General features: G+C 59.1%; 17 protein-coding genes, 4 tRNA genes and 1 pseudogene. 18 read left to right on the top strand and 4 right to left on the bottom strand.

Annotation, left to right across the window (positions count from 1 at the left end):
• The first annotated feature begins 47 nt into the window (after positions 1 to 47).
• The 14 genes from accD to ACM6JQ_RS15560 all read left to right on the top strand — a co-directional run bounded on the left by accD (position 48) and on the right by ACM6JQ_RS15560 (position 13814).
• Complete coding sequence (gene accD / locus ACM6JQ_RS15625) at positions 48 to 968, top strand: acetyl-CoA carboxylase, carboxyltransferase subunit beta (protein WP_007913458.1); 921 nt, start codon at positions 48 to 50, stop codon at positions 966 to 968.
• Positions 965 to 2272: a bifunctional tetrahydrofolate synthase/dihydrofolate synthase gene (folC, locus tag ACM6JQ_RS15620; protein WP_414894143.1), complete on the top strand. Its 1308-nt coding sequence runs from the start codon at positions 965 to 967 to the stop codon at positions 2270 to 2272. The genes accD and folC overlap by 4 nt, the downstream gene beginning before the upstream one ends.
• Positions 2256 to 2906: an SPOR domain-containing protein gene (locus ACM6JQ_RS15615; protein ID WP_007913460.1), complete on the top strand. Its 651-nt coding sequence runs from the start codon at positions 2256 to 2258 to the stop codon at positions 2904 to 2906. The genes folC and ACM6JQ_RS15615 overlap by 17 nt, the downstream gene beginning before the upstream one ends.
• 98 nt (positions 2907 to 3004) lie before the next feature.
• A complete protein-coding gene (locus ACM6JQ_RS15610; protein WP_007913461.1) occupies positions 3005 to 3565 on the top strand; it encodes a CvpA family protein in 561 nt (186 codons plus the stop codon).
• A gap of 41 nt (positions 3566 to 3606) precedes the next feature.
• Positions 3607 to 5112, top strand: coding sequence for an amidophosphoribosyltransferase (gene purF, locus ACM6JQ_RS15605; RefSeq protein ID WP_007913462.1), 1506 nt, complete (start codon positions 3607 to 3609; stop codon positions 5110 to 5112).
• 73 nt (positions 5113 to 5185) lie between these two features.
• Positions 5186 to 6397, top strand: coding sequence for an O-succinylhomoserine sulfhydrylase (locus tag ACM6JQ_RS15600; RefSeq protein ID WP_414894142.1), 1212 nt, complete (start codon positions 5186 to 5188; stop codon positions 6395 to 6397).
• Entirely contained in the window at positions 6394 to 7170 is a 777-nt protein-coding gene (locus tag ACM6JQ_RS15595; protein WP_007913464.1) for an SDR family oxidoreductase, read from the top strand. Before ACM6JQ_RS15600 ends, ACM6JQ_RS15595 begins: the two co-directional genes overlap by 4 nt.
• A 216-nt stretch (positions 7171 to 7386) precedes the next feature.
• A tRNA-Val gene (locus ACM6JQ_RS15590) sits at positions 7387 to 7462 on the top strand.
• Positions 7463 to 7518: 56 nt separating this feature from the next.
• A tRNA-Asp gene (locus tag ACM6JQ_RS15585) sits at positions 7519 to 7595 on the top strand.
• A gap of 94 nt (positions 7596 to 7689) precedes the next feature.
• Positions 7690 to 7766, top strand: a tRNA-Asp gene (locus ACM6JQ_RS15580).
• 473 nt (positions 7767 to 8239) lie between these two features.
• A complete protein-coding gene (locus ACM6JQ_RS15575) occupies positions 8240 to 11071 on the top strand; it encodes a xanthine dehydrogenase family protein molybdopterin-binding subunit (protein WP_414894141.1) in 2832 nt (943 codons plus the stop codon).
• Positions 11064 to 11603, top strand: a complete 540-nt coding sequence (locus tag ACM6JQ_RS15570) for a (2Fe-2S)-binding protein (RefSeq protein WP_007913466.1) — start codon at positions 11064 to 11066, stop codon at positions 11601 to 11603. Before ACM6JQ_RS15575 ends, ACM6JQ_RS15570 begins: the two co-directional genes overlap by 8 nt.
• A gap of 2 nt (positions 11604 to 11605) precedes the next feature.
• Entirely contained in the window at positions 11606 to 12841 is a 1236-nt protein-coding gene (locus ACM6JQ_RS15565) for a c-type cytochrome (protein ID WP_414894140.1), read from the top strand.
• 1 nt (position 12842) lies between these two features.
• The gene (locus ACM6JQ_RS15560) at positions 12843 to 13814 is read left to right on the top strand and encodes an XdhC family protein (protein WP_007913468.1); all 972 of its coding nucleotides are present in this window, start codon (positions 12843 to 12845) and stop codon (positions 13812 to 13814) included.
• 42 nt (positions 13815 to 13856) lie between these two features.
• On the opposite strand, the gene ACM6JQ_RS15555 is transcribed toward ACM6JQ_RS15560, so the two are convergent.
• Positions 13857 to 15140 (bottom strand): NAD(P)/FAD-dependent oxidoreductase, encoded by a 1284-nt coding sequence (locus ACM6JQ_RS15555; protein ID WP_414894139.1) that lies wholly within the window; start codon positions 15138 to 15140, stop codon positions 13857 to 13859.
• Between the two features lie 183 nt (positions 15141 to 15323).
• On the opposite strand from ACM6JQ_RS15555, the gene ACM6JQ_RS15550 reads away from it, so the two are divergent.
• Both ACM6JQ_RS15550 and ACM6JQ_RS15545 read left to right on the top strand, forming a co-directional pair.
• A tRNA-Val gene (locus tag ACM6JQ_RS15550) sits at positions 15324 to 15400 on the top strand.
• A 579-nt stretch (positions 15401 to 15979) separates the two neighbouring features.
• Positions 15980 to 16435 (top strand): DUF2214 family protein, encoded by a 456-nt coding sequence (locus ACM6JQ_RS15545; RefSeq protein ID WP_414894138.1) that lies wholly within the window; start codon positions 15980 to 15982, stop codon positions 16433 to 16435.
• 218 nt (positions 16436 to 16653) lie between these two features.
• Here the strand turns inward: ACM6JQ_RS15545 and csrA are convergent, their stop codons facing one another.
• Positions 16654 to 16848: a carbon storage regulator CsrA gene (gene csrA, locus ACM6JQ_RS15540; RefSeq protein WP_003179932.1), complete on the bottom strand. Its 195-nt coding sequence runs from the start codon at positions 16846 to 16848 to the stop codon at positions 16654 to 16656.
• A 250-nt stretch (positions 16849 to 17098) separates the two neighbouring features.
• Here csrA and ACM6JQ_RS15535 point away from each other — a divergent pair, with 250 nt between their 5' ends.
• Both ACM6JQ_RS15535 and ACM6JQ_RS15530 read left to right on the top strand, forming a co-directional pair.
• The gene (locus tag ACM6JQ_RS15535) at positions 17099 to 17467 is read left to right on the top strand and encodes a hypothetical protein (protein WP_007913471.1); all 369 of its coding nucleotides are present in this window, start codon (positions 17099 to 17101) and stop codon (positions 17465 to 17467) included.
• Between the two features lie 16 nt (positions 17468 to 17483).
• Positions 17484 to 17715, top strand: a pseudogene (locus tag ACM6JQ_RS15530) (SIP domain-containing protein); the annotation flags it as partial.
• A gap of 57 nt (positions 17716 to 17772) precedes the next feature.
• Here ACM6JQ_RS15530 and ACM6JQ_RS15525 read toward each other — a convergent pair.
• Together ACM6JQ_RS15525 and ACM6JQ_RS15520 are read right to left on the bottom strand one after the other, a co-directional pair.
• A complete protein-coding gene (locus ACM6JQ_RS15525) occupies positions 17773 to 18462 on the bottom strand; it encodes an endonuclease (RefSeq protein ID WP_095111733.1) in 690 nt (229 codons plus the stop codon).
• 4 nt (positions 18463 to 18466) lie between these two features.
• The gene (locus ACM6JQ_RS15520; RefSeq protein ID WP_090282667.1) at positions 18467 to 18736 is read right to left on the bottom strand and encodes a DUF1654 domain-containing protein; all 270 of its coding nucleotides are present in this window, start codon (positions 18734 to 18736) and stop codon (positions 18467 to 18469) included.
• Positions 18737 to 18820 lie beyond the last annotated feature (84 nt).

Here is an 18820-nt window from a genome sequence, read left to right as displayed (position 1 = left end):
GGCTGCGAACCAGAGCGTTCGGGCCGCCGGTACTGGAGAAAGAAAGCATGAGCAACTGGTTAGTAGACAAACTGATCCCTTCGATCATGCGTTCCGAGGTCAAGAAGAGCTCGGTCCCTGAAGGTCTGTGGCACAAATGCCCGTCTTGCGAGGCGGTGTTGTATCGTCCGGAGCTGGAAAAGACCCTGGACGTGTGCCCCAAGTGCAACCACCACATGCGCATCGGCGCACGTGCGCGCATTGACATTTTCCTCGATGCCGAAGGTCGCAATGAACTGGGCGCCGATCTGGAGCCGGTTGACCGTCTGAAATTCCGTGACGGCAAGAAGTACAAGGATCGCCTGACCGCTGCCCAAAAGCAGACTGGCGAAAAAGACGCGCTGATCTCCGTCAGCGGTACCTTGCTGGGCATGCCAGTGGTGGTTTCGGCCTTTGAATTCGCCTTTATGGGCGGTTCCATGGGTGCCATCGTTGGTGAGCGCTTCGTGCGCGCCGCCAACTACGCGCTGGAAAATCGCTGCCCGATGATCTGCTTCGCCGCCTCCGGTGGTGCGCGCATGCAGGAAGCGCTGATCTCGCTGATGCAGATGGCCAAGACTTCGGCTGTGCTGGCGCGTCTGCGTGAAGAAGGCATTCCATTCATCTCCGTACTGACCGACCCGGTCTACGGTGGTGTTTCGGCGAGTCTGGCGATGCTTGGCGACGTGATCGTCGGTGAGCCGAAAGCCCTGATCGGCTTCGCCGGTCCGCGCGTTATCGAGCAAACCGTGCGTGAAAAACTGCCGGAAGGCTTCCAGCGCAGCGAATTCCTGCTGGAGCACGGTGCGATCGACATGATTATCCACCGTCAGGAACTGCGCCCGCGTCTGGGTAACCTGCTGGCACAGATGACTGGCAAGCCGACGCCGAAATTCGTCGCCGCGCCAATCGAGCCAATCGTGGTTCCTCCGGTACCTGCTGGCCTATGACCGAGCGCACCCTTGGCGAATGGCTCGCCTACCTTGAGCAGTTGCATCCGTCGGCCATCGACATGGGTCTGGAGCGTTCGCAACAGGTAGCGTCCCGCATGGGGCTGGGCCAGCCGGCGCCTCGGGTGATCACGGTCACTGGCACCAACGGCAAGGGTTCGACCTGCGCTTTCGTGGCTTCATTGCTGCGGGCGCAGGGCCTGAGCGTTGGTGTCTACAATTCCCCGCACCTGCTGCGTTATAACGAGCGGGTGCAGATCAATGGCGTCGAAGCTACTGACGCACAGCTGTGTGAAGCCTTCGCGGCGGTCGAGGCCGGGCGCGGCGATACTTCGCTGACTTACTTCGAAATGGGCACCCTCGCGGCGTTCTGGCTGTTTCAACAGGCCGGGCTTGATGCGGTGGTGCTGGAAGTCGGTCTGGGCGGGCGTCTGGATACGGTCAATGTGGTCGACGCCGATATCGCGCTGGTCACCAGCATTGGCGTCGATCATGCCGACTATCTGGGCGACACCCGCGAGTCCGTGGCTTTCGAGAAGGCCGGAATTTTCCGTCAGGGCAAACCTGCTTTGTGCGGCGATCTGAATCCTCCGCAACCATTGCTGGACAAGGCGCGTGAACTGGCCTGTCCGTTTTTCCTGCGTGGGCGTGACTTCGACCTCGGTATTACTGATCAGCACTGGCAATGGCGCGGCACCGATGCGCAGGGGCAAGTGGTTGAACTGCGTGACTTGCCGCTGCTCGATCTGCCGATGGAAAACGCCGCACTGGCGTTGCAGGCGTATCTGCTGCTCGGTTTGCCGTGGGATTCGCAACAGATTGTGGCGGCATTGCAGGCGACGCGCGTGGTCGGTCGACTGGATCGTCGCTCGTTCGAGTGGAACGGCAAGCGTCTGAATCTGTTGCTGGATGTTGGGCACAATCCGCATGCGGCCGAGTATCTGGCCCGCCGGCTGGCCTCGCGACCACCGGTCGGCAAGCGCCTGGCGGTGTTTGGTCTGCTGGCGGACAAGGATCTGGATGGTGTTGTCGGCGAGTTGAATGCTAGTGTCGAGCATTGGGCGGTAGCGCCGCTGGATTCACCGCGCGCTCGGCCGGTGAGTGAGTTGCATGCGGCCCTGCAGAACCTTGGCGCGTCCGTCACGTCTTATGACAGTGTCGCCGCCGCGCTGGAAGGGCAGTGCGCGGTAGCCACCAGCGACGACGAGATTCTGTTGTTCGGATCATTTTATTGTGTCGCCGAGGCCCTTGAATGGTTAGCCCGGCGCTCCACGGAGGAAGCGGCAAATGGCTTTGCTGGATAAAGCGTACAAGCAGCGCATGGTTGGCGCTTTGGTGCTGGTTGCGCTGGCGGTGATCTTCCTGCCGATGCTGTTTTCCCGCCAGGACGAGCAGCGTCAGGTAACCGTTGAGGCGCCGGCAGCTCCGCAAGCGCCGGCCATGCCGCAAGTGCAAATGGAAACGGTGGCCGTGCCTGAGCCGCAAGCCTTGCCGCAGGAGCCAGTGCCAACGGATGAAGAAGTCGCCGAAGACACAGCGCCTGCTGCGCCCGTCGCACCGGCGCCAACAGCGCCTATCATGATCACCAAGCCTGTTGCGCCGCCCGCGGTGGCCAAGCCGATTCCGGCACCTGCTCAGCCGATCACTGCATCCTCGAGCAAGCCGGACACCACGCAAAGCCGCGTCGATGCCAACGGCCTGTCGGTGAGCTGGTCGGTGCAACTGGCCAGTCTGTCGAGCCGCGCCAGCGCCGAAAGCCTGCAGAAAACCCTGCGCAGTCAGGGCTATAACGCCTACATCCGCTCGGCCGATGGCAAGAATCGGGTGTTTGTCGGCCCGCTGATCGAGCGTGCCGAGGCTGATCGTCTGCGTGATCTGTTGGGTCGTCAGCAGAACCTCAAGGGTTTTGTTGTACGCTTCCAGCCTGAGCGCGGTTGAAAACTATCACCTCGATTGAAATGCACTGACAATCGCAGCTTACCGAGAGGCATGCGCTCTGCTAAAATGCGCCGCCTTATCCGTCTGTAGGCTGCACTGTGCCATTTACCTGGGTTGACTGGGCGATCGTTGCAATCATCGCCATCTCCGCTTTGATCAGTTTGAGCCGCGGCTTCGTCAAGGAAGCATTATCGCTGGTGACCTGGATCATCGCAGGAGTCGTCGCCTGGATGTTCGGTGGCTCATTGTCCGAGTACCTCGCCGGATACATCGAAACCCCATCGGCTCGCGTGATCGCGGGCTGTGCCATCATGTTTGTCGCCACACTGATCGTGGGCGCAATGATCAATTATCTTATCGGCGAGTTGGTACGCGTCACCGGGTTGTCCGGGACCGATCGATTCCTCGGCATGGCCTTCGGCGCAGCGCGTGGCGTGTTGCTGGTGGTCGTGGCGGTCGGGCTGTTGAGCCTGGGGCCGGTACAGCAGGACGGGTGGTGGAAAGAATCACAGCTCGTACCAAAATTTCTATTGGTCGCTGATTGGTCCAAAAACCTGATTCTCGGGTGGAGCAGTCAGTGGCTTGCCAGCGGAATCAGCGTACCCGCTGATATTCCGTTCAAGGAGCAACTCTTGCCGTCGGCGAAAACGCCTCAGTGAGTGTTGTTCAGTTCAGATCCATTAAGTAGGGGTTGCGTCGCATGTGTGGCATCGTCGGTATCGTCGGTAAGTCGAACGTCAATCAGGCGCTGTATGACGCGCTAACCGTGCTCCAGCACCGCGGCCAGGACGCTGCCGGTATCGTGACCAGCCATGATGGCCGGTTGTTCCTGCGCAAGGACAATGGCTTGGTGCGTGACGTGTTTCAACAGCGTCACATGCAGCGTCTGGTCGGCCACATGGGCATCGGTCACGTCCGTTACCCGACCGCGGGCAGCTCGACTTCGGCCGAAGCCCAACCGTTTTACGTCAACTCGCCTTACGGCATCACCCTGGCGCACAACGGTAACCTGACCAACGTTGAACAGTTGGCCAAAGAGATCTACGAATCCGACCTGCGTCACGTCAACACCAGTTCCGACTCGGAAGTGCTGCTCAACGTGTTCGCCCATGAGCTGGCCCAGCGCGGCAAGCTGCAACCGACCGAAGAAGACGTGTTTGCCGCCGTGACCGACGTGCACAACCGTTGCGTCGGCGGTTATGCGGTAGTGGCCATGGTGACCGGTTACGGCATCGTCGGTTTCCGCGACCCGCACGGCATCCGTCCGATCGTGTTCGGCCAGCGTCACACCGACGAAGGCGTCGAGTACATGATCGCCTCGGAAAGCGTTTCGCTGGACGTGCTTGGTTTCACCCTGATTCGCGACCTGGCACCGGGCGAGGCGGTCTACATCACTGAAGACGGCAAGCTGCACACCCGTCAGTGCGCGACCAACCCGTCCCTGACTCCGTGCATTTTCGAACACGTCTACCTGGCGCGTCCGGATTCGATCATCGACGGCGTTTCGGTCTACAAGGCCCGTCTGCGCATGGGTGAGAAGCTCGCTGAGAAGATTCTGCGCGAGCGTCCAGAGCACGACATTGACGTGGTTATCCCTATTCCGGACACCAGCCGTACCGCGGCACTGGAACTGGCCAACCACCTGGGCGTGAAATTCCGCGAAGGTTTCGTCAAGAACCGTTACATCGGCCGTACCTTCATCATGCCGGGCCAGGCTGCGCGCAAGAAGTCGGTACGCCAGAAGCTCAACGCCATTGAGCTGGAGTTCCGCGGCAAAAACGTGATGCTGGTCGACGACTCGATCGTGCGCGGCACCACTTGCAAGCAGATCATCCAGATGGCCCGCGAAGCCGGCGCGAAAAACGTCTACTTCTGCTCGGCGGCTCCAGCGGTTCGCTTCCCGAACGTCTACGGCATCGACATGCCGAGCGCGCACGAACTGATCGCGCACAATCGCTCGACTCAGGACGTGGCGGATCTGATCGGTGCTGACTGGCTGATCTATCAGGATCTGCCTGACTTGATCGAAGCGGTCGGTGGCGGCAAGATCAAGATCGAGAACTTCGATTGCGCAGTGTTCGACGGCAAGTACGTCACCGGCGACGTCGACGAGGCGTACCTGAACAAGATCGAACAGGCGCGTAACGACTCCTCGAAGATCAAGACCCAGGCGGTCAGTGCGATCATCGATCTGTACAACAACTGAGTTTCTACCGGCCCTGAGGGGCCGGTTTTGTATCTGACTTTCAATTTTCGCGAACAGGGCAAGGAGTGACAGCATGAGTCAGGAATGGGATGCCGGTCGGCTGGACAGCGATCTCGAAGGCGTAGCGTTCGATACCCTGGCCGTACGTGCCGGTCAGCACCGTACGCCGGAAGGCGAGCACGGTGATCCGATGTTCTTCACCTCCAGCTACGTGTTCCGCACCGCCGCCGATGCGGCCGCAAGGTTTGCCGGCGAAGTGCCGGGTAACGTTTACTCGCGTTACACCAACCCTACCGTGCGTGCGTTCGAAGAGCGCATTGCTGCGCTGGAAGGCGCCGAGCAAGCCGTTGCGACCGCCACCGGCATGGCCGCCATCATGGCGGTGGTGATGAGCTTGTGCAGCGCCGGCGATCACGTGCTGGTTTCGCGCAGTGTGTTCGGTTCGACCATCAGTCTGTTCGAGAAGTACTTCAAGCGTTTCGGCGTTGAAGTCGATTACGTACCGTTGGCCGATCTGTCGGCCTGGGATGCGGCGATCAAGTCGAACACCAAACTGCTCTTCGTCGAATCACCATCCAATCCTTTGGCGGAACTGGTCGATATCACCGCACTGGCTGAAATCGCTCACGCCAAAAGCGCGATGCTGGTGGTCGATAACTGCTTCTGCACGCCCGCTTTGCAGCAGCCGCTGAAAATGGGGGCTGACATCGTTGTGCACTCGGCAACCAAGTTCATCGACGGCCAGGGCCGTTGCATGGGCGGCGTGGTTGCCGGTCGCAGCGAGCAGATGAAAGAAGTCGTCGGCTTCCTGCGCACTGCCGGGCCGACCTTGAGCCCGTTCAACGCATGGATCTTCCTCAAAGGTCTGGAAACCCTGAACCTGCGGATGAAGGCGCACTGTGCCAATGCCCAGGAGCTGGCCGAATGGCTGGAGCAGCAGGACGGCATCGAGAAGGTCCATTACGCCGGTCTCAAGAGTCATCCGCAGCACGAGTTGGCCCGGCGTCAGCAGAAGGGCTTCGGTGCGGTGGTGAGTTTTGAGGTCAAGGGCGGCAAAGAGGGCGCGTGGCGCTTTATCGATGCAACCCGCTTGATTTCGATCACGGCCAACCTCGGTGACAGCAAAACCACCATCACGCACCCGAGCACCACGTCTCACGGCCGCCTGGCGCCGCAGGAGCGTGAAGCTGCGGGCATTCGTGACAGCCTGATTCGCATCGCGGTCGGTCTGGAAGACGTAGTCGACCTGCAAGCCGACCTGGCGCGCGGTCTGGCGGCGTTGTGATCGAGTTGTCCACTCCGTCAGCGGGTACCCATGGCCGCGTTGCGCTGGTCACGGGGGCCGCGCGTGGCATCGGTCTGGGGATTGCGGCGTGGTTGATCAGCGAAGGCTGGCAAGTGGTGCTGACGGATCTGGATCGTGCGCGCGGTTCGAAAGTGGCGAAGGTGCTGGGCGAAAATGCCTGGTTCATCGCGATGGACGTTGCTGATGAGGCTCAGGTTGCGCTGGGTGTCGCTGAGGTGTTGGGACAGTTTGGTCGCCTCGATGCACTGGTGTGCAATGCGGCGGTCGCTGACCCGCACAACATCACGCTCGAAAGTCTCGACCTGGCTTACTGGAACCGCGTGCTGGCGGTAAACCTCAGCGGGCCGATGTTGCTGGCCAAGCATTGTGCGCCGTATCTGCGTGCGCACAACGGTTCGATCGTCAATCTGGCCTCTACTCGTGCGCGGCAGTCGGAAGCGGACTCCGAGGCGTATGCGGCGAGCAAGGGCGGTTTGTTGGCGCTGACGCATGCGCTGGCAATCAGTCTGGGGCCGGAGATTCGCGTCAACGCCGTCAGTCCGGGCTGGATCGATGCGCGCGATCCTTCTGCACGTCGAGCGGAGCCTTTGGCGGATGCTGATCATGCTCAGCATCCGGCGGGCAGGGTAGGGACGGTCGAGGACGTGGCGGCCATGGTCGCCTGGTTGCTGTCGAGGAATGCCGGGTTTGTCACCGGGCAGGAGTTCGTCGTCGATGGCGGCATGACGAAAAAGATGATCTACAGCGAGTAGATCGCCTTTTTCTCTGAATTTGCGTTGAATCAACTGACGCCTTCGCGAGCAGGCTCGCTCCCGCATTTGGAATGCAGACCCCCTGTGGGAGCGGGTTCGCTCGCGAAAGCGGTTTTGCAGGATGGAAACAATTTCGTCTTTTTCAGAAAAACTTCAATCCTGCTATTGACTTAGGTCTGCTACCTGCGTAAATTTCGCGGCCTCGGAGATGCAAACGGGTGATTAGCTCAGCTGGGAGAGCGTCTGCCTTACAAGCAGAATGTCGGCGGTTCGATCCCGTCATCACCCACCACTCCCCGAGAAACTTGCGTAAGCAAGAACGTAGGCTGAAAGTGCCTGCACCGACGCGCAGCGGTAGTTCAGTCGGTTAGAATACCGGCCTGTCACGCCGGGGGTCGCGGGTTCGAGTCCCGTCCGCTGCGCCATATTTTACGAGTCAGGCATTGTCTGGTTCGCGATTGCAAGGCTCCGAAGCCTGCAGTCAAAACGAGTTACTTGAGCGCAAGCTCAAAGCGATACGCAGCGGTAGTTCAGTCGGTTAGAATACCGGCCTGTCACGCCGGGGGTCGCGGGTTCGAGTCCCGTCCGCTGCGCCATATCTGCTTCAAGGACCACTGAACGCCTTGAAGCACCGAAAGCAACCTTTGGTTGATTCGGAATCGATAGCAAAGACCCTGGTCGAAAGACCGGGGTTTTTTGTGTCTGAAATTTGCCTTCCGCTCCCATCACGCAACCCGGCTCCCTGTAGGAGCTGCGGCACGCTGCGATCTTTTGATCTTGATGGTAAAAAACAGGATCAAAAGATCGCAGCCTCGTTTCACTCGACAGCTCCTGCAAGGGATGCCTGTAAACATCCTGCGGTGCCACGTCGCATTGATTTTTTGATTCTTTAGTCAAATTTTCGTAACTGGTTGTTTGCTGCGAGCGCAGAAACCTTTAAAGTTAACCCTTCGGTCAGCTTTGCACTGTCAACACGCCCTTTGTTTCGCCAGAAAGGGCTTCTGCAAGACTCGAGATTCCCCAGTAGATAACCAGAAGGGCGGACACATAACCGCCCAGAGGATGATCCATGTCCAACCGTGAAATATCCCGGCGCTCGTTCCTCCAGGGCGGGCTGGTGGCGGGTGTGAGCGTCACGCTCACGCCGCTCAGCAGTCAGGCGCTGGCTGCCTTGATGGAAAACAGCGTCACCGTGCCGTCCGAGAAATGGCTCGGCAACAATGGCAAGGCGCGTCAGCGTAACGACGCACTGTCCAAAGTCTGCGGCAGCAAAGTCTTTGCCCGCGACATCCGCTCCAAGGACATGCCGGGCTGGCCCGAGCAGCAAGGCCACGCCATGCTGCTGAAAACCATCAAGGCTGACCGCATCTACGCCGGTTACGACCTGTCGTGGCTCGGCGCCGATTTGCAGCCTGATCGCATCGTCACTGCCGCAGATCTGGACAAGGACGGCATCGTCTTCCCGGAAGAGCACGCCCCGGATCCACTGCTGCCGGAAGGCAAGGTGCCGATGTTCATCGGTCATCCTGTGGCGATCCTGATCTGGAACGACTTCGAGCGTTTCCGTCAGGCCAAGAACAAACTCAAATTCAATGACAAAGCGATTCGTTACGGTGCAAAAGTGCCGTTCTACGAAGGCGATCCGTATGGCAGCTTCCGCTACGTACGTGTGGGCGGCGCGACCTCGGCAGACGAAGACGAATTCGCCAGCCTCAAGGACTCGATCCTGTTCCCGATGCTGAAAAACCGTCGTCCGGTATGGAATTCCCAGCCGAACCTGCACGGCAACCTGACCGAGCGTGGCCTGTTTTACGCCGACCGCATGAAGCAAGAGATCGATACGCCGCCGGACAACTGGCTGGTGTTCGACGAGCGCTACAAAACCCCGTCGATCGAACCGGCCGCCATGGAGCCGGACAACGGCAACGGCTGGTACGATCCGAAAACCAAGACTCTGCACTTCGTGGTAGCCACCCAGTGCCCACTGGAAGCTGCGACCGAGACCGCGAAAATGATCGCGCCGTCGCGTTTCGGCCTCGATAACCTGAACATGCACCCGGGTTACACCGTCGGTTACGGTTCCAAAGACCACAACATCTTCGTCTACTACGCAGCCCTTGCTGCGCTGTACGGCGCCGGTGTGCCAGTGCGTCTGGCCAACGACCGCTACGAGCAATTCCAAAGCGGTATCAAGCGTCACCCGTTCGACATCCGCTACCAATTGGCCGTGGACAAGAACGACTACAGCTTCAAGATTTTCCGCGCCGAAATGAGCGTCGACGGTGGTGGCCGGATCAACTACAGCCCATCGGTAGCCGCAGTTGGCGCCACGGCGGCGCAGTCGATCTACTACATGCCGCAGAACGACCTGCAAGTTACTGCCTACCACTCGCGTGGTGTTGAGGCCGGTTCGATGCGTGGTTACGGCACCCTGCAAAGCATGGCGGCGACCGAGATGATGGTCGACGAAATCGCCAACCGCCTCGGTGTCGATGCCATCGACTTGCGTCGCAAGAATGCTCTGCGTTCCGGTATGAAAAACACCCAGGGCGCGATCCCGGCCGGTGCCTTGCGTCTGCACGAAATCCTCGACAAAGCCTCGGTGCACGAAGTCTGGAAAAACCGCGACGCGATCAAGAAACAGCGCGAAGCCGCAGACCCGGATAACTGGTACGGCGTCGGTTTCGCCATCTGCCAGAAGGACTTCGGCACCGGTTCGGAAGCGCCGATGGCCAGTATCGAATTCACTGCTGACGGTCGCATCACCCTGCGCCATATCGGCATTGAAATCGGTACCGGCATGTCCACCTCGCAAGCCTTGGTCGTAGCTGATTTTCTTGGCAGCCCGGCGCACGAAGTGAAGACTGGCGAAACCGAATGGAAGGAAATGCAGCTAATCACCAGCGGCAACCCTTACATCATGAGCCAGGCCGAACAGGACAATCTGCTGCGCAACCCGCGTTGGGTCGGCAAATTGGCTTCGGCCTCGTCGGCGACCAACTCGGCGTACTACTTCAGTCACGCCACCCGTGAAGCGGCGCGAGTGCTGTTCAACAATGGTTTGTGGCCGGCGGCCATGGAAATCTGGCGTCAGGGTCCTTACGGCGGTCAAGCCAACCCTTACGTTGTGCGTCGCGAAGATGCGCATTGGGTCGACGGCAAACTCACGGCTAACGGCATGCAGCCGCTGAGCTTCGAAGAGCTGGCCAAGCGCGCTCACGAGCGTGGTCTGGTGACTGGCGCCACCGTTCACGCGTTCAACCGCTGGAGCTGGGCCGAGGCCGAATACAGCATCGATGGCGTGCGCGAGCGTCTGCCGCTCGATGGTCTCGCCGTGAAATACGGTGACGGCGCGCCGAAAGCGAAGAAAGCGTTGATGGCCACGTCTGGTTTCCACCTGCTGGATCGCCAGAACATCAATTACCCGGTTGTGCAGTTGAACAACGCTGCCGTGACTTATTACAGCCCGGTCGCCACGCTGGTCGAGCTGAAGGTCAACAAAGGCTCGGCGGAAGTCGAAGTGCTCAATCACCATTCGTGGGTCGAGTGCGGTCGTGTGCTGGTCGAAGAACTGGTCAAGGGCCAGCTCGAGGGCGGTATCGCCATGGGCATCGGTCACGCCTTGATGGAGGAGATGCCGCTGTACGAAGGTGGGCCGGGGGAGGGTGACTGGAACTTCAACCGTTACCGTCTGCCGATGGCGCGCCACGTTGCGGTGTGGAAGCAGACCGCGGAGATTCTGCCGCCGCTGTCGCCAAGCGATCCGTCCAAAGGCATCGCCGAAGTGGTGATGATCCCGATCGTCGGTGCCATCGGTAACGCCGTGGCGCACGCCATCGGTAAACGTGTTCGCGATCTGCCAATCACTGCTGCGCGCATCAAGGAGGCCCTCAATGGCTAACCGTCCGTTTCAACTGACCCTCAATGGTCAATCCGTCGGCCCGGTGGACATCCCTGATGACCTGCCGATGATCGACTACCTGCACGAATACAAAAACCTCACCGGTTCGCGTCTGGGCTGCGGTCAGGGTATCTGCCACGCCTGCGTGGTGATCGTCGACAACCCGGACGGCACCAGCGAGGAAGTGCGCACCTGCATCACCGGCGCGCATTACTTCGAAGGCAAGACAGTCCGCACCATCGAATCCCACGCCAAGCGTGACGAATCGGGCCAGGTCACCGAGCTGAACCCGATCCAGCAGCGCTTCGTCGACGAGTTCGCCTTCCAGTGCAGCTACTGCGCACCGGGCTTCGTCAACGCCGCGACCGTGCTGGTCGAAAAGCTGCAACGCCAGCCGACCGTGCAGAGCAAGCTCGAACAAGTCATCGAGGACAGCCTCGGCCATCACGTTTGCCGTTGCACCGGGTACGTGCGTTATTACAACGCCACCCGCAACGTGCTGACCGATCTCGGCCTGGTCAAGGAGGGTTAAGCATGAAGCTCTTTCTGACCCGCCTGACCCTGGCGGTCGGCCTCGCTGCGCCAGTGTTGTTTGCCCACGCCGATGATCAGGTCAAGCGCGGCGAGTATCTTGCCCGCGCGGCCGACTGCATGGCCTGCCACACGGCAGCGGGCGGCGCACCGTTTGCCGGTGGTCTGCCGATCGTTTCACCGTTCGGCACGATCTACGGCACCAACATCACACCGAGCAAAGAGCACGGCATCGGTCTGTACAACGATGACGAGTTCTTTGCTGCGCTGACTGAAGGCAAGCGTCGTGACGGCGCCAACCTCTATCCGGCGATGCCGTACACCTCGTATCACCTGATGCCGCGTGAAGATTCGGACGCGATCCATGCGTACCTGAAAACCATCGAGCCGATCGAGCGCGCAGCACCGGTCACCAGCCTGAGCTTTCCGTTCAACGTGCGTCCGGGCCTGATCGGCTGGAACATGATGTACGGCAAAGCGCTGAAGCTGGAGTCGGCCGAAGGCAAAAGTGAAGCCTGGAAGCGCGGCCAGTACATGGTCGAAGTGCTCGGTCACTGCGGCGAATGCCACACGCCACGCGGCCTGCCGGGCGCGATGCAATTGGATAAACGCCTGACCGGCGGCATCCTCAATGGCTACCTGGCGCCGAGCCTGCTGGCCACTGATCTGGCCGCGCGCGGCTGGAACGAGCAGGATCTCAGCACGTTCCTCAAGCACGGTATGAGTGCGCAAGGGACGATGTTCAACGAGATGTTCCCGGTGTTCCACAACAGCACGCAGGGCCTGAACGATACCGATCTGGCGGCGATGGCGACGTTCCTGCTCGGCGACAAACCGCCGGCAGCCAAAGCGCTGGTTGAAGTGCCGGTAGAGAAACTCAGCGCCAGCGCTCAGCGCGGCCAGCAGGAATACCTGAACGTCTGCGCCGGTTGTCATGCGGTCGGTGGCGAAGGCAAGCCGCACATTGCGGTGGCCATGCGCGGCAACACCACGCTGCGCCTGGAAGACCCACGCAACCTGTTGCGGGTGATCGAGGACGGTATCGGCGAGCAGAAGTTCTCCGGCTTCGAGCACATGCAACCGATGCCGGGTTTCGCCGGCAAGCTAAAGCCTGAACAACTGACCGACCTGCTCAACTACTTGCGTCAAGGTTGGGGCGGTCAGTCGGCTGAACTGGCGGTGAGCGATGTGCAGAAACTGCAGGCCGACGCACCGTCCATCGAGCACAAGGCGCACTGACATGCAGCATCTCGATCTACAAGTAGTGCGGCGAGCGCTGGAGTGGTCGGTGGCAGGGCGGCGCATCTGGCTCTGCACCGTGCTGACCACTTACGGCTCGGCACCGCGCGCGCCGGGTTCGCTGCTGGCGGTGAACGATGGCGGACAGTGGATCGGCTCGCTTTCGGGTGGTTGCGTCGAGGAAGATTTCCTTGAGCGCGTCGCCGAAGGTGCGTTTCTCGATGCAGTCAATGTCGTGCGTTACGGCGAAGGCGACGATCCGCGCTCGCGGGTCAGTCTGCCCTGTGGCGGCATTCTCGATGTGCTGGTAGAGAAATTTGACGCTGGCTGCGAGGTGCAGGCGCATCTGCGCGAATTGGAGTCGGCGCTGCTTGGTCAGCGTCGCTTGATTCGCGAGGTTGATCTGGCCAGTGGTGCGCGCACTTTGTTCGCTGATCGCGAGCAAGGTGCGCGGATCGAGCGCGAGATTGATCGGGTGCGCATTCGTGTCGGCGCGGCCCAGCGTTTGTTGCTCGCTGGGTATTCCAGTGTGGCGCAGGCGTGTGCCGAGTTTGCCGTTGGCCTCGGGTTTGAGGTGATTCTCTGTGATCCGCGCGATGAAGTGCTGGAAGGCGTGGTGCTGGATGGCGTGGAAATTCGTCGGCAATTGCCGTCGGTGTTTATTGCTGATGGTGGCTGTCATCGTGATACGGCGGTGGTGGCGCTGACGCATGACCCGCGCATCGACGATCTGGCGATGATGGAGGCGGTGCGCACCGAAGCGTTCTACATTGGCGTGATGGGTTCGCTGCAGACCTCGCAGAAGCGCTTCGAGCGGTTACGTCGGATTGGCGGCTTGGGCGAGGCTGAGCTGGCGCGGATTCATGCGCCGATTGGTCTGAACCTCGGCAGCAAGACGCCGGCGGAAATTGCCTTGGCAGTGTTGGCGGATATCTTGCGCATCCGCAGCGGGATTGCTCGGGATCAGCTCTGAGTGCTGTGTTCAATAAATAGGGCCGCGATCAGCGGCCCTTTTTTACATCCCGAATTTATCGCGTAGCCCGTAATACCATGCGCCCAGTGCGGCAAACGGCGTGCGCAACAGTTGTCCGCCGGGGAACGGGTAGTGCGGCAAGTCAGCAAATGCATCGAAGCGCTCGGCCTGACCGCGTAATGCTTCGGCGAGGACCTTGCCCGCCAAATGCGTGTAGGTCACGCCATGGCCGCTGCAGCCTTGCGAATAATAGATGTTGTCGCCCAGGCGCCCAACCTGTGGCAAGCGCGACAGAGTCAGCAGGAAATTTCCGGTCCAGGCGTAGTCGATCTTCACATCCTTGAGTTGCGGAAAGGCCTTGAGCATTTTCGGGCGGATGATCGATTCGATGTTGGCGGGATCGCGCGCGCCATACACCACGCCACCGCCGAAGATCAGGCGCTTGTCGCCCGTGAGGCGGTAGTAGTCGAGCAGGTAATTGCAGTCTTCAACGCAGTAGTCCTGCGGCAGCAGCGCTTTCGCCAGCTCGTCACCCAGCGGCTCGGTGGTGATTACTTGTGTGCCGCACGGCATCGATTTGGCCGCAAGCTCCGGCACCAGATTGCCGAGGTAAGCGTTGCCGGCGACGATAATGTACTTGGCCCTGACCTTGCCCTGCGGCGTGTGCACCACCGGGTTGGCGCCGCGCTCGATGCGTACGGCGGGTGACTGTTCATAGATCGTGCCGCCGAGTGACTCGACCGCCGCTGCTTCGCCGAGCGCAAGGTTCAGCGGATGAATATGGCCGCCACTCATGTCGAGCATGCCGCCAATGTACTGATCGCAGGCAACCACTTCGCGGATGCGGCGTTGATCGAGCAACTCGAGTTGCGTATGGCCGAAACGCTCCCAGAGGCGTTTCTGCGATTCCAGATGGCCCATCTGCTTGGCGGTAAGGGCTGCGAATACGCCGCCGTCCTTCAGGTCGCACTGGATGTTGTACTTGGCCACGCGCTCGCGAATGATCCTGCCGCCTTCGAACGCCATCTGCCCGAGCAGTTGCGCCTGTTTGGGGCCGACGCTGCGTTCGATGACGTCAATGTCACGGCTATAGCTGTTGACGATCTGTCCGCCATTACGCCCGGAGGCGCCGAACCCGACCTTGGCCGCTTCCAGTACGGTGACGCGAAAACCGTTCTCCAGCAGAAACAGGGCAGAAGACAATCCGGTATACCCGGCGCCGATCACACAGACGTCCGTCTCCACATCATCCTGCAAGGCAGGGCGGGGCGGTACGGCGTTGGCCGACGCAGCGTAATAGGACTCTGGGTAAAGGGTGTTCGCCATCCTGCAGCCTCTGTTTAATATATTTTACGAGTGCGTCGATCCTACCCGAGTTGAAAAACCTCCGCCAGCCACCGGAAAATCTTCGTCGGAGCCCCGAAATTAAATATTTTGCATATTCATAGGGTTAGGTGAAAAAAAGGTGTTGACACCCCTCCGGAATTCCGTAGAATGCCGCCTCACAGCAGGCACGTAGCTCAGTTGGTTAGAGCACCACCTTGACATGGTGGGGGTCGTTGGTTCGAGTCCAATCGCGCCTACCAAACAAAATCCGCTCTGCTGGGCGGTCTAGAAGGGCTCACCGAAAGGTGGGCCCTTTTTTGTTGTCTGCGATTTGCAAAACTTTTGCAAAGCCCTCATCAGGGCGCCTGCTCGACTTCGCGTTTAGACGATCTCAGGGCATTCGAATTTCCATAAGTAGACCTTCTCGGTTCTTACTGCTTCGCCAACGGTTCCTACGCCGAGGCAGGTTTTGCTTTTGGTGCAAATGATTCCGTCGGGCGCTTGAAAAATCGCCACTCGTCGCATGCATCCTTTGAAAAAGTGTGGATATTGAACAGCTTACGAGTGTTACTAACCAGCCAGTTATCAAAAAAACGTTGTTACTGTCCGTTGAATTAAGTAACATCCGCCCCGCGTTCACCACCACGGTTTATGCATTTTTAAATCCCAAGCTTCCATCAGCTGCTTGGGATTTTTTTTGCCTGCGATTTACCTCAACTGGCTGAAATCTCTCCTTTCGATCTCTCCTGAAAGCCTGGCGACACCCCGCAGGCAAATCCTTGTTTTTTCAACTACTACTGACTGGCCGATTTTCAACTCTTTCTGATGAGGGTGTATCGATGCTGGTTCATTGGTTTCTTGCAGCTGTTCATCTGCTGGCATTTGCCTTGGGTTTTTGGGCGGTACTGACGCGTGGGACGGCGTTCAGTCGCCTGGCGGCCGGGACGGGGGAGGCCGGTCGGATTCTGCTGGCTGACAATTTCTGGGGGATTTGCGCGCTGATCTTGTTGATCACAGGCGGGATGCGAGCCTTTGGCGGTTACGAAAAAGGCACTGACTATTATCTTCATCAGCCGCTGTTTCACCTGAAGATGACGCTGTTCGTTCTGATTCTGTTGATGGAGCTTGCGCCGATGATCACGCTGATCAAATGGCGGATCGCCAAGGCGCGGGGGACGGTACTCGATACTGGGAGAGCAAAGTTGTTTGCACGCATCAGTCACGTCGAAGCGCTGCTAATGGTGCTGATGATGGTTGCAGCCACAGGCATGGCACGTGGTGTGACGTTCGGGTAGGAGGGCGAATTCCCTTCGCTCTATCGGAAATGTCCGACAGCCAGCCTTGAGAATGCTCGGTAGTATCGATCAGCAGAAAGGGCGGGAGGATAGCGCGGAAGGATCATGTGTCAGGCGCCGTGCCCAAGGAGCTTGGGAAGCGGATGGCAAAACGGCGCGTGAATCTCTAGCCAGTCATTCCACGAGGTAAACGGACTGGCTACTGACTGCGATGCGGCTCAGGGAGTTTGTGGCTTGTCCGGGGCGGTCAGGCCAGCCTGAATGCGCTGGTAAATCTCTTCACGGTGCACGGCAACGTTTTTCGGAGCGTTGATACCAATGCGGACCTGTTGGCCGCTTACGCCCAGAATGGTGATCGTAATGTCATCACCAATGTTTATGCTTTCACCGACTTTGCGGGTGAGTATCAGCATGGTCTTCTCCTTGATTGCTTTGTAGGGCACCTGATTCAGACAGTGCAGAGGTCGGTGGTACGTATAGATTAGTGCGAAGTCTCACGGTTTGGGTGCCTCTTTCTGACGCGCAGAAGCGGCATTAATTCCCAGGGCGTAACTATACAGAGGCTGCAACCATCAATCTCGTTGTTTTGTGCCCATTTTGCGGGCCTCGCGAAGTATTTATGAATGATAAGATCGCGGCTTTGAGAATTTCGAGGAAAGCGTTGTGCGCAAATTGGTTTGGGTAGTCGCGGCACTGGTATTGGCAGGGTGTGGTGAAGGCAAGAGTGTAGACGCACCAAAACCACAATCGGCTGCAGTAACGGCGCCGTCGGCGGCTGTGGCACCACAATGGGATCTCGAAGTGCGCGGCGAAACGCCACAAGCTGTCAGCGACCTGAGTGGCTGGCTGATCGAGCACGCCTTTGTGCCTACGGTGATCAAGGACAGCAGCGGCAAAACGCGAATTCTGATTGGTCCGTTCAACTCTCAGGCTGAAGCTGAGGCGCGTAAGGTGCAGGTGGATGCGGCTTTGGTGAAGGCCAAGAAGCAGAACGTTGAATCGGTGTTGGTCGAGCATCCGCTCGCGCCGTAAACGTGCGCGCGTGTTTCTGCCCGTTCATGCGTCTTCAGCGGGACAAACGATTGAATTGGCTGACGTCGACATAGAAAAGGACATTCTCTGGGAAATCGCCGACACCGCCACTGAAGGCTTTTACGGCTGGATTGCCGGAGAGTCGGCAGCCGTGATGAGCTTGCGCAGATACCAGATCAAAGAGCGCGTTCATACCTCGTGAGACACTTAATCTGATGGGTTACTGGCGGCACAATAAGACGGCCAGCCAAGCACAAAATAAAAAGGCCTCGAACGTTATGTTCGAGGCCTTTTTCGTGCTGCAATCAACCGCAGGCTTTCATGTTCACCGGCCCGACAAATTCGTTGCCGCGCCCCATCACGCACGCCACGCTTTGATTGCGCTGACGCTCCCAGTCCTGCACCGGGTAAGTCTTGTCCCATGCCTCGTACAATTGTCGATCCTGTTTCGACAGGCGCAAGCCGTACTGCTTGCTCATGTAAAAGTAAGTACGGGCGATCATGCCGCGAATCGAAGGGCGGGGCATGACCTTCTTCGCCTTGAAGTCGACCTGGGTCAGGCATGAGCCGTATTGCCCGGATTGCACCGGCAACCAACCGTAGCTGAAGTTGCTGCGGTCTCCGTTGACCTCGCCAATGCTCGGTACCAGGTTATGCAAGTCTGCTTCGGCTTTCTGATAGCTTGGGTCGTAACGGGTGCAGTTCTTTCGTCCACCTTCCTGCCAGCACTGACGCTGATGGCCGAACTGCCAGGCCGGCACGATGTGCTCCCATTCGATGCGCGACGCACGCTTGGCGTTCTTGCGCGGTACGTAACCGCAGGCTTTCAGATCAACCTTGTTGCCGGTGTACTTGCACCCGCAATAAAACTCTGTGGACTGTGGCGCGTACAGCTTCCAGGCGACCTTCTTGGCTTCGGTAAATGTGCGGGGTGCACCAGCCTGGGCACCCATGGTGATGAACAGCAGCAGCAAAGCAAAACAACGGACACTCATTGAATCAATCTTCCTTCGGCACAACCCAAAAAATCTGCACGCCACCGTCGTCGCGATAGGCGAGGGTGACGTTGTCGTTCTCGTCGATTTCCTCGAGCAGGCGCTCCCAGTCGTCCATCGGCTCGTCGGGCAAGCGGAAGATCAGTGCGGCTTTGGCTTTTTGAGCGGTGGGCGAATTGATGATTTTTTGAACGCGCATACCCATGCGTTCGTAAGCGTCAGGAGCATCTGGGGAAGTGGCCACGAGGTTATCCTTATTAAGCTGTACGTGCATACAGTATTTAACTGTAAGCATTTTCGCAACTGCTTAAAATTCAAGAAAATCCTCTGACAGCGGTTTTCAGAATTTGGTGTAGGC

The organism is Pseudomonas sp. IT-232MI5 (assembly GCF_949767845.1).
Classification (GTDB): domain Bacteria; phylum Pseudomonadota; class Gammaproteobacteria; order Pseudomonadales; family Pseudomonadaceae; genus Aquipseudomonas.
This window is presented reverse-complemented; position numbering and strand designations above follow the sequence as displayed.

What these genes read in the sequence shown, in the direction of transcription:
- accD (WP_007913458.1), top strand. Translation starts at nt 48, where the DNA reads ATGAGCAACTGGTTAGTAGACAAACTGATCCCTTCGATCATGCGTTCC.
- folC (WP_414894143.1), top strand. Translation starts at nt 965, where the DNA reads ATGACCGAGCGCACCCTTGGCGAATGGCTCGCCTACCTTGAGCAGTTG.
- ACM6JQ_RS15615 (WP_007913460.1), top strand. Translation starts at nt 2,256, where the DNA reads ATGGCTTTGCTGGATAAAGCGTACAAGCAGCGCATGGTTGGCGCTTTG.
- purF (WP_007913462.1), top strand. Translation starts at nt 3,607, where the DNA reads ATGTGTGGCATCGTCGGTATCGTCGGTAAGTCGAACGTCAATCAGGCG.
- ACM6JQ_RS15600 (WP_414894142.1), top strand. Translation starts at nt 5,186, where the DNA reads ATGAGTCAGGAATGGGATGCCGGTCGGCTGGACAGCGATCTCGAAGGC.
- ACM6JQ_RS15575 (WP_414894141.1), top strand. Translation starts at nt 8,240, where the DNA reads ATGTCCAACCGTGAAATATCCCGGCGCTCGTTCCTCCAGGGCGGGCTG.
- ACM6JQ_RS15570 (WP_007913466.1), top strand. Translation starts at nt 11,064, where the DNA reads ATGGCTAACCGTCCGTTTCAACTGACCCTCAATGGTCAATCCGTCGGC.
- ACM6JQ_RS15565 (WP_414894140.1), top strand. Translation starts at nt 11,606, where the DNA reads ATGAAGCTCTTTCTGACCCGCCTGACCCTGGCGGTCGGCCTCGCTGCG.
- ACM6JQ_RS15560 (WP_007913468.1), top strand. Translation starts at nt 12,843, where the DNA reads ATGCAGCATCTCGATCTACAAGTAGTGCGGCGAGCGCTGGAGTGGTCG.
- ACM6JQ_RS15555 (WP_414894139.1), bottom strand. Translation starts at nt 15,140, where the DNA reads ATGGCGAACACCCTTTACCCAGAGTCCTATTACGCTGCGTCGGCCAAC.
- ACM6JQ_RS15545 (WP_414894138.1), top strand. Translation starts at nt 15,980, where the DNA reads ATGCTGGTTCATTGGTTTCTTGCAGCTGTTCATCTGCTGGCATTTGCC.
- csrA (WP_003179932.1), bottom strand. Translation starts at nt 16,848, where the DNA reads ATGCTGATACTCACCCGCAAAGTCGGTGAAAGCATAAACATTGGTGAT.
- ACM6JQ_RS15525 (WP_095111733.1), bottom strand. Translation starts at nt 18,462, where the DNA reads ATGAGTGTCCGTTGTTTTGCTTTGCTGCTGCTGTTCATCACCATGGGT.
- ACM6JQ_RS15520 (WP_090282667.1), bottom strand. Translation starts at nt 18,736, where the DNA reads ATGCACGTACAGCTTAATAAGGATAACCTCGTGGCCACTTCCCCAGAT.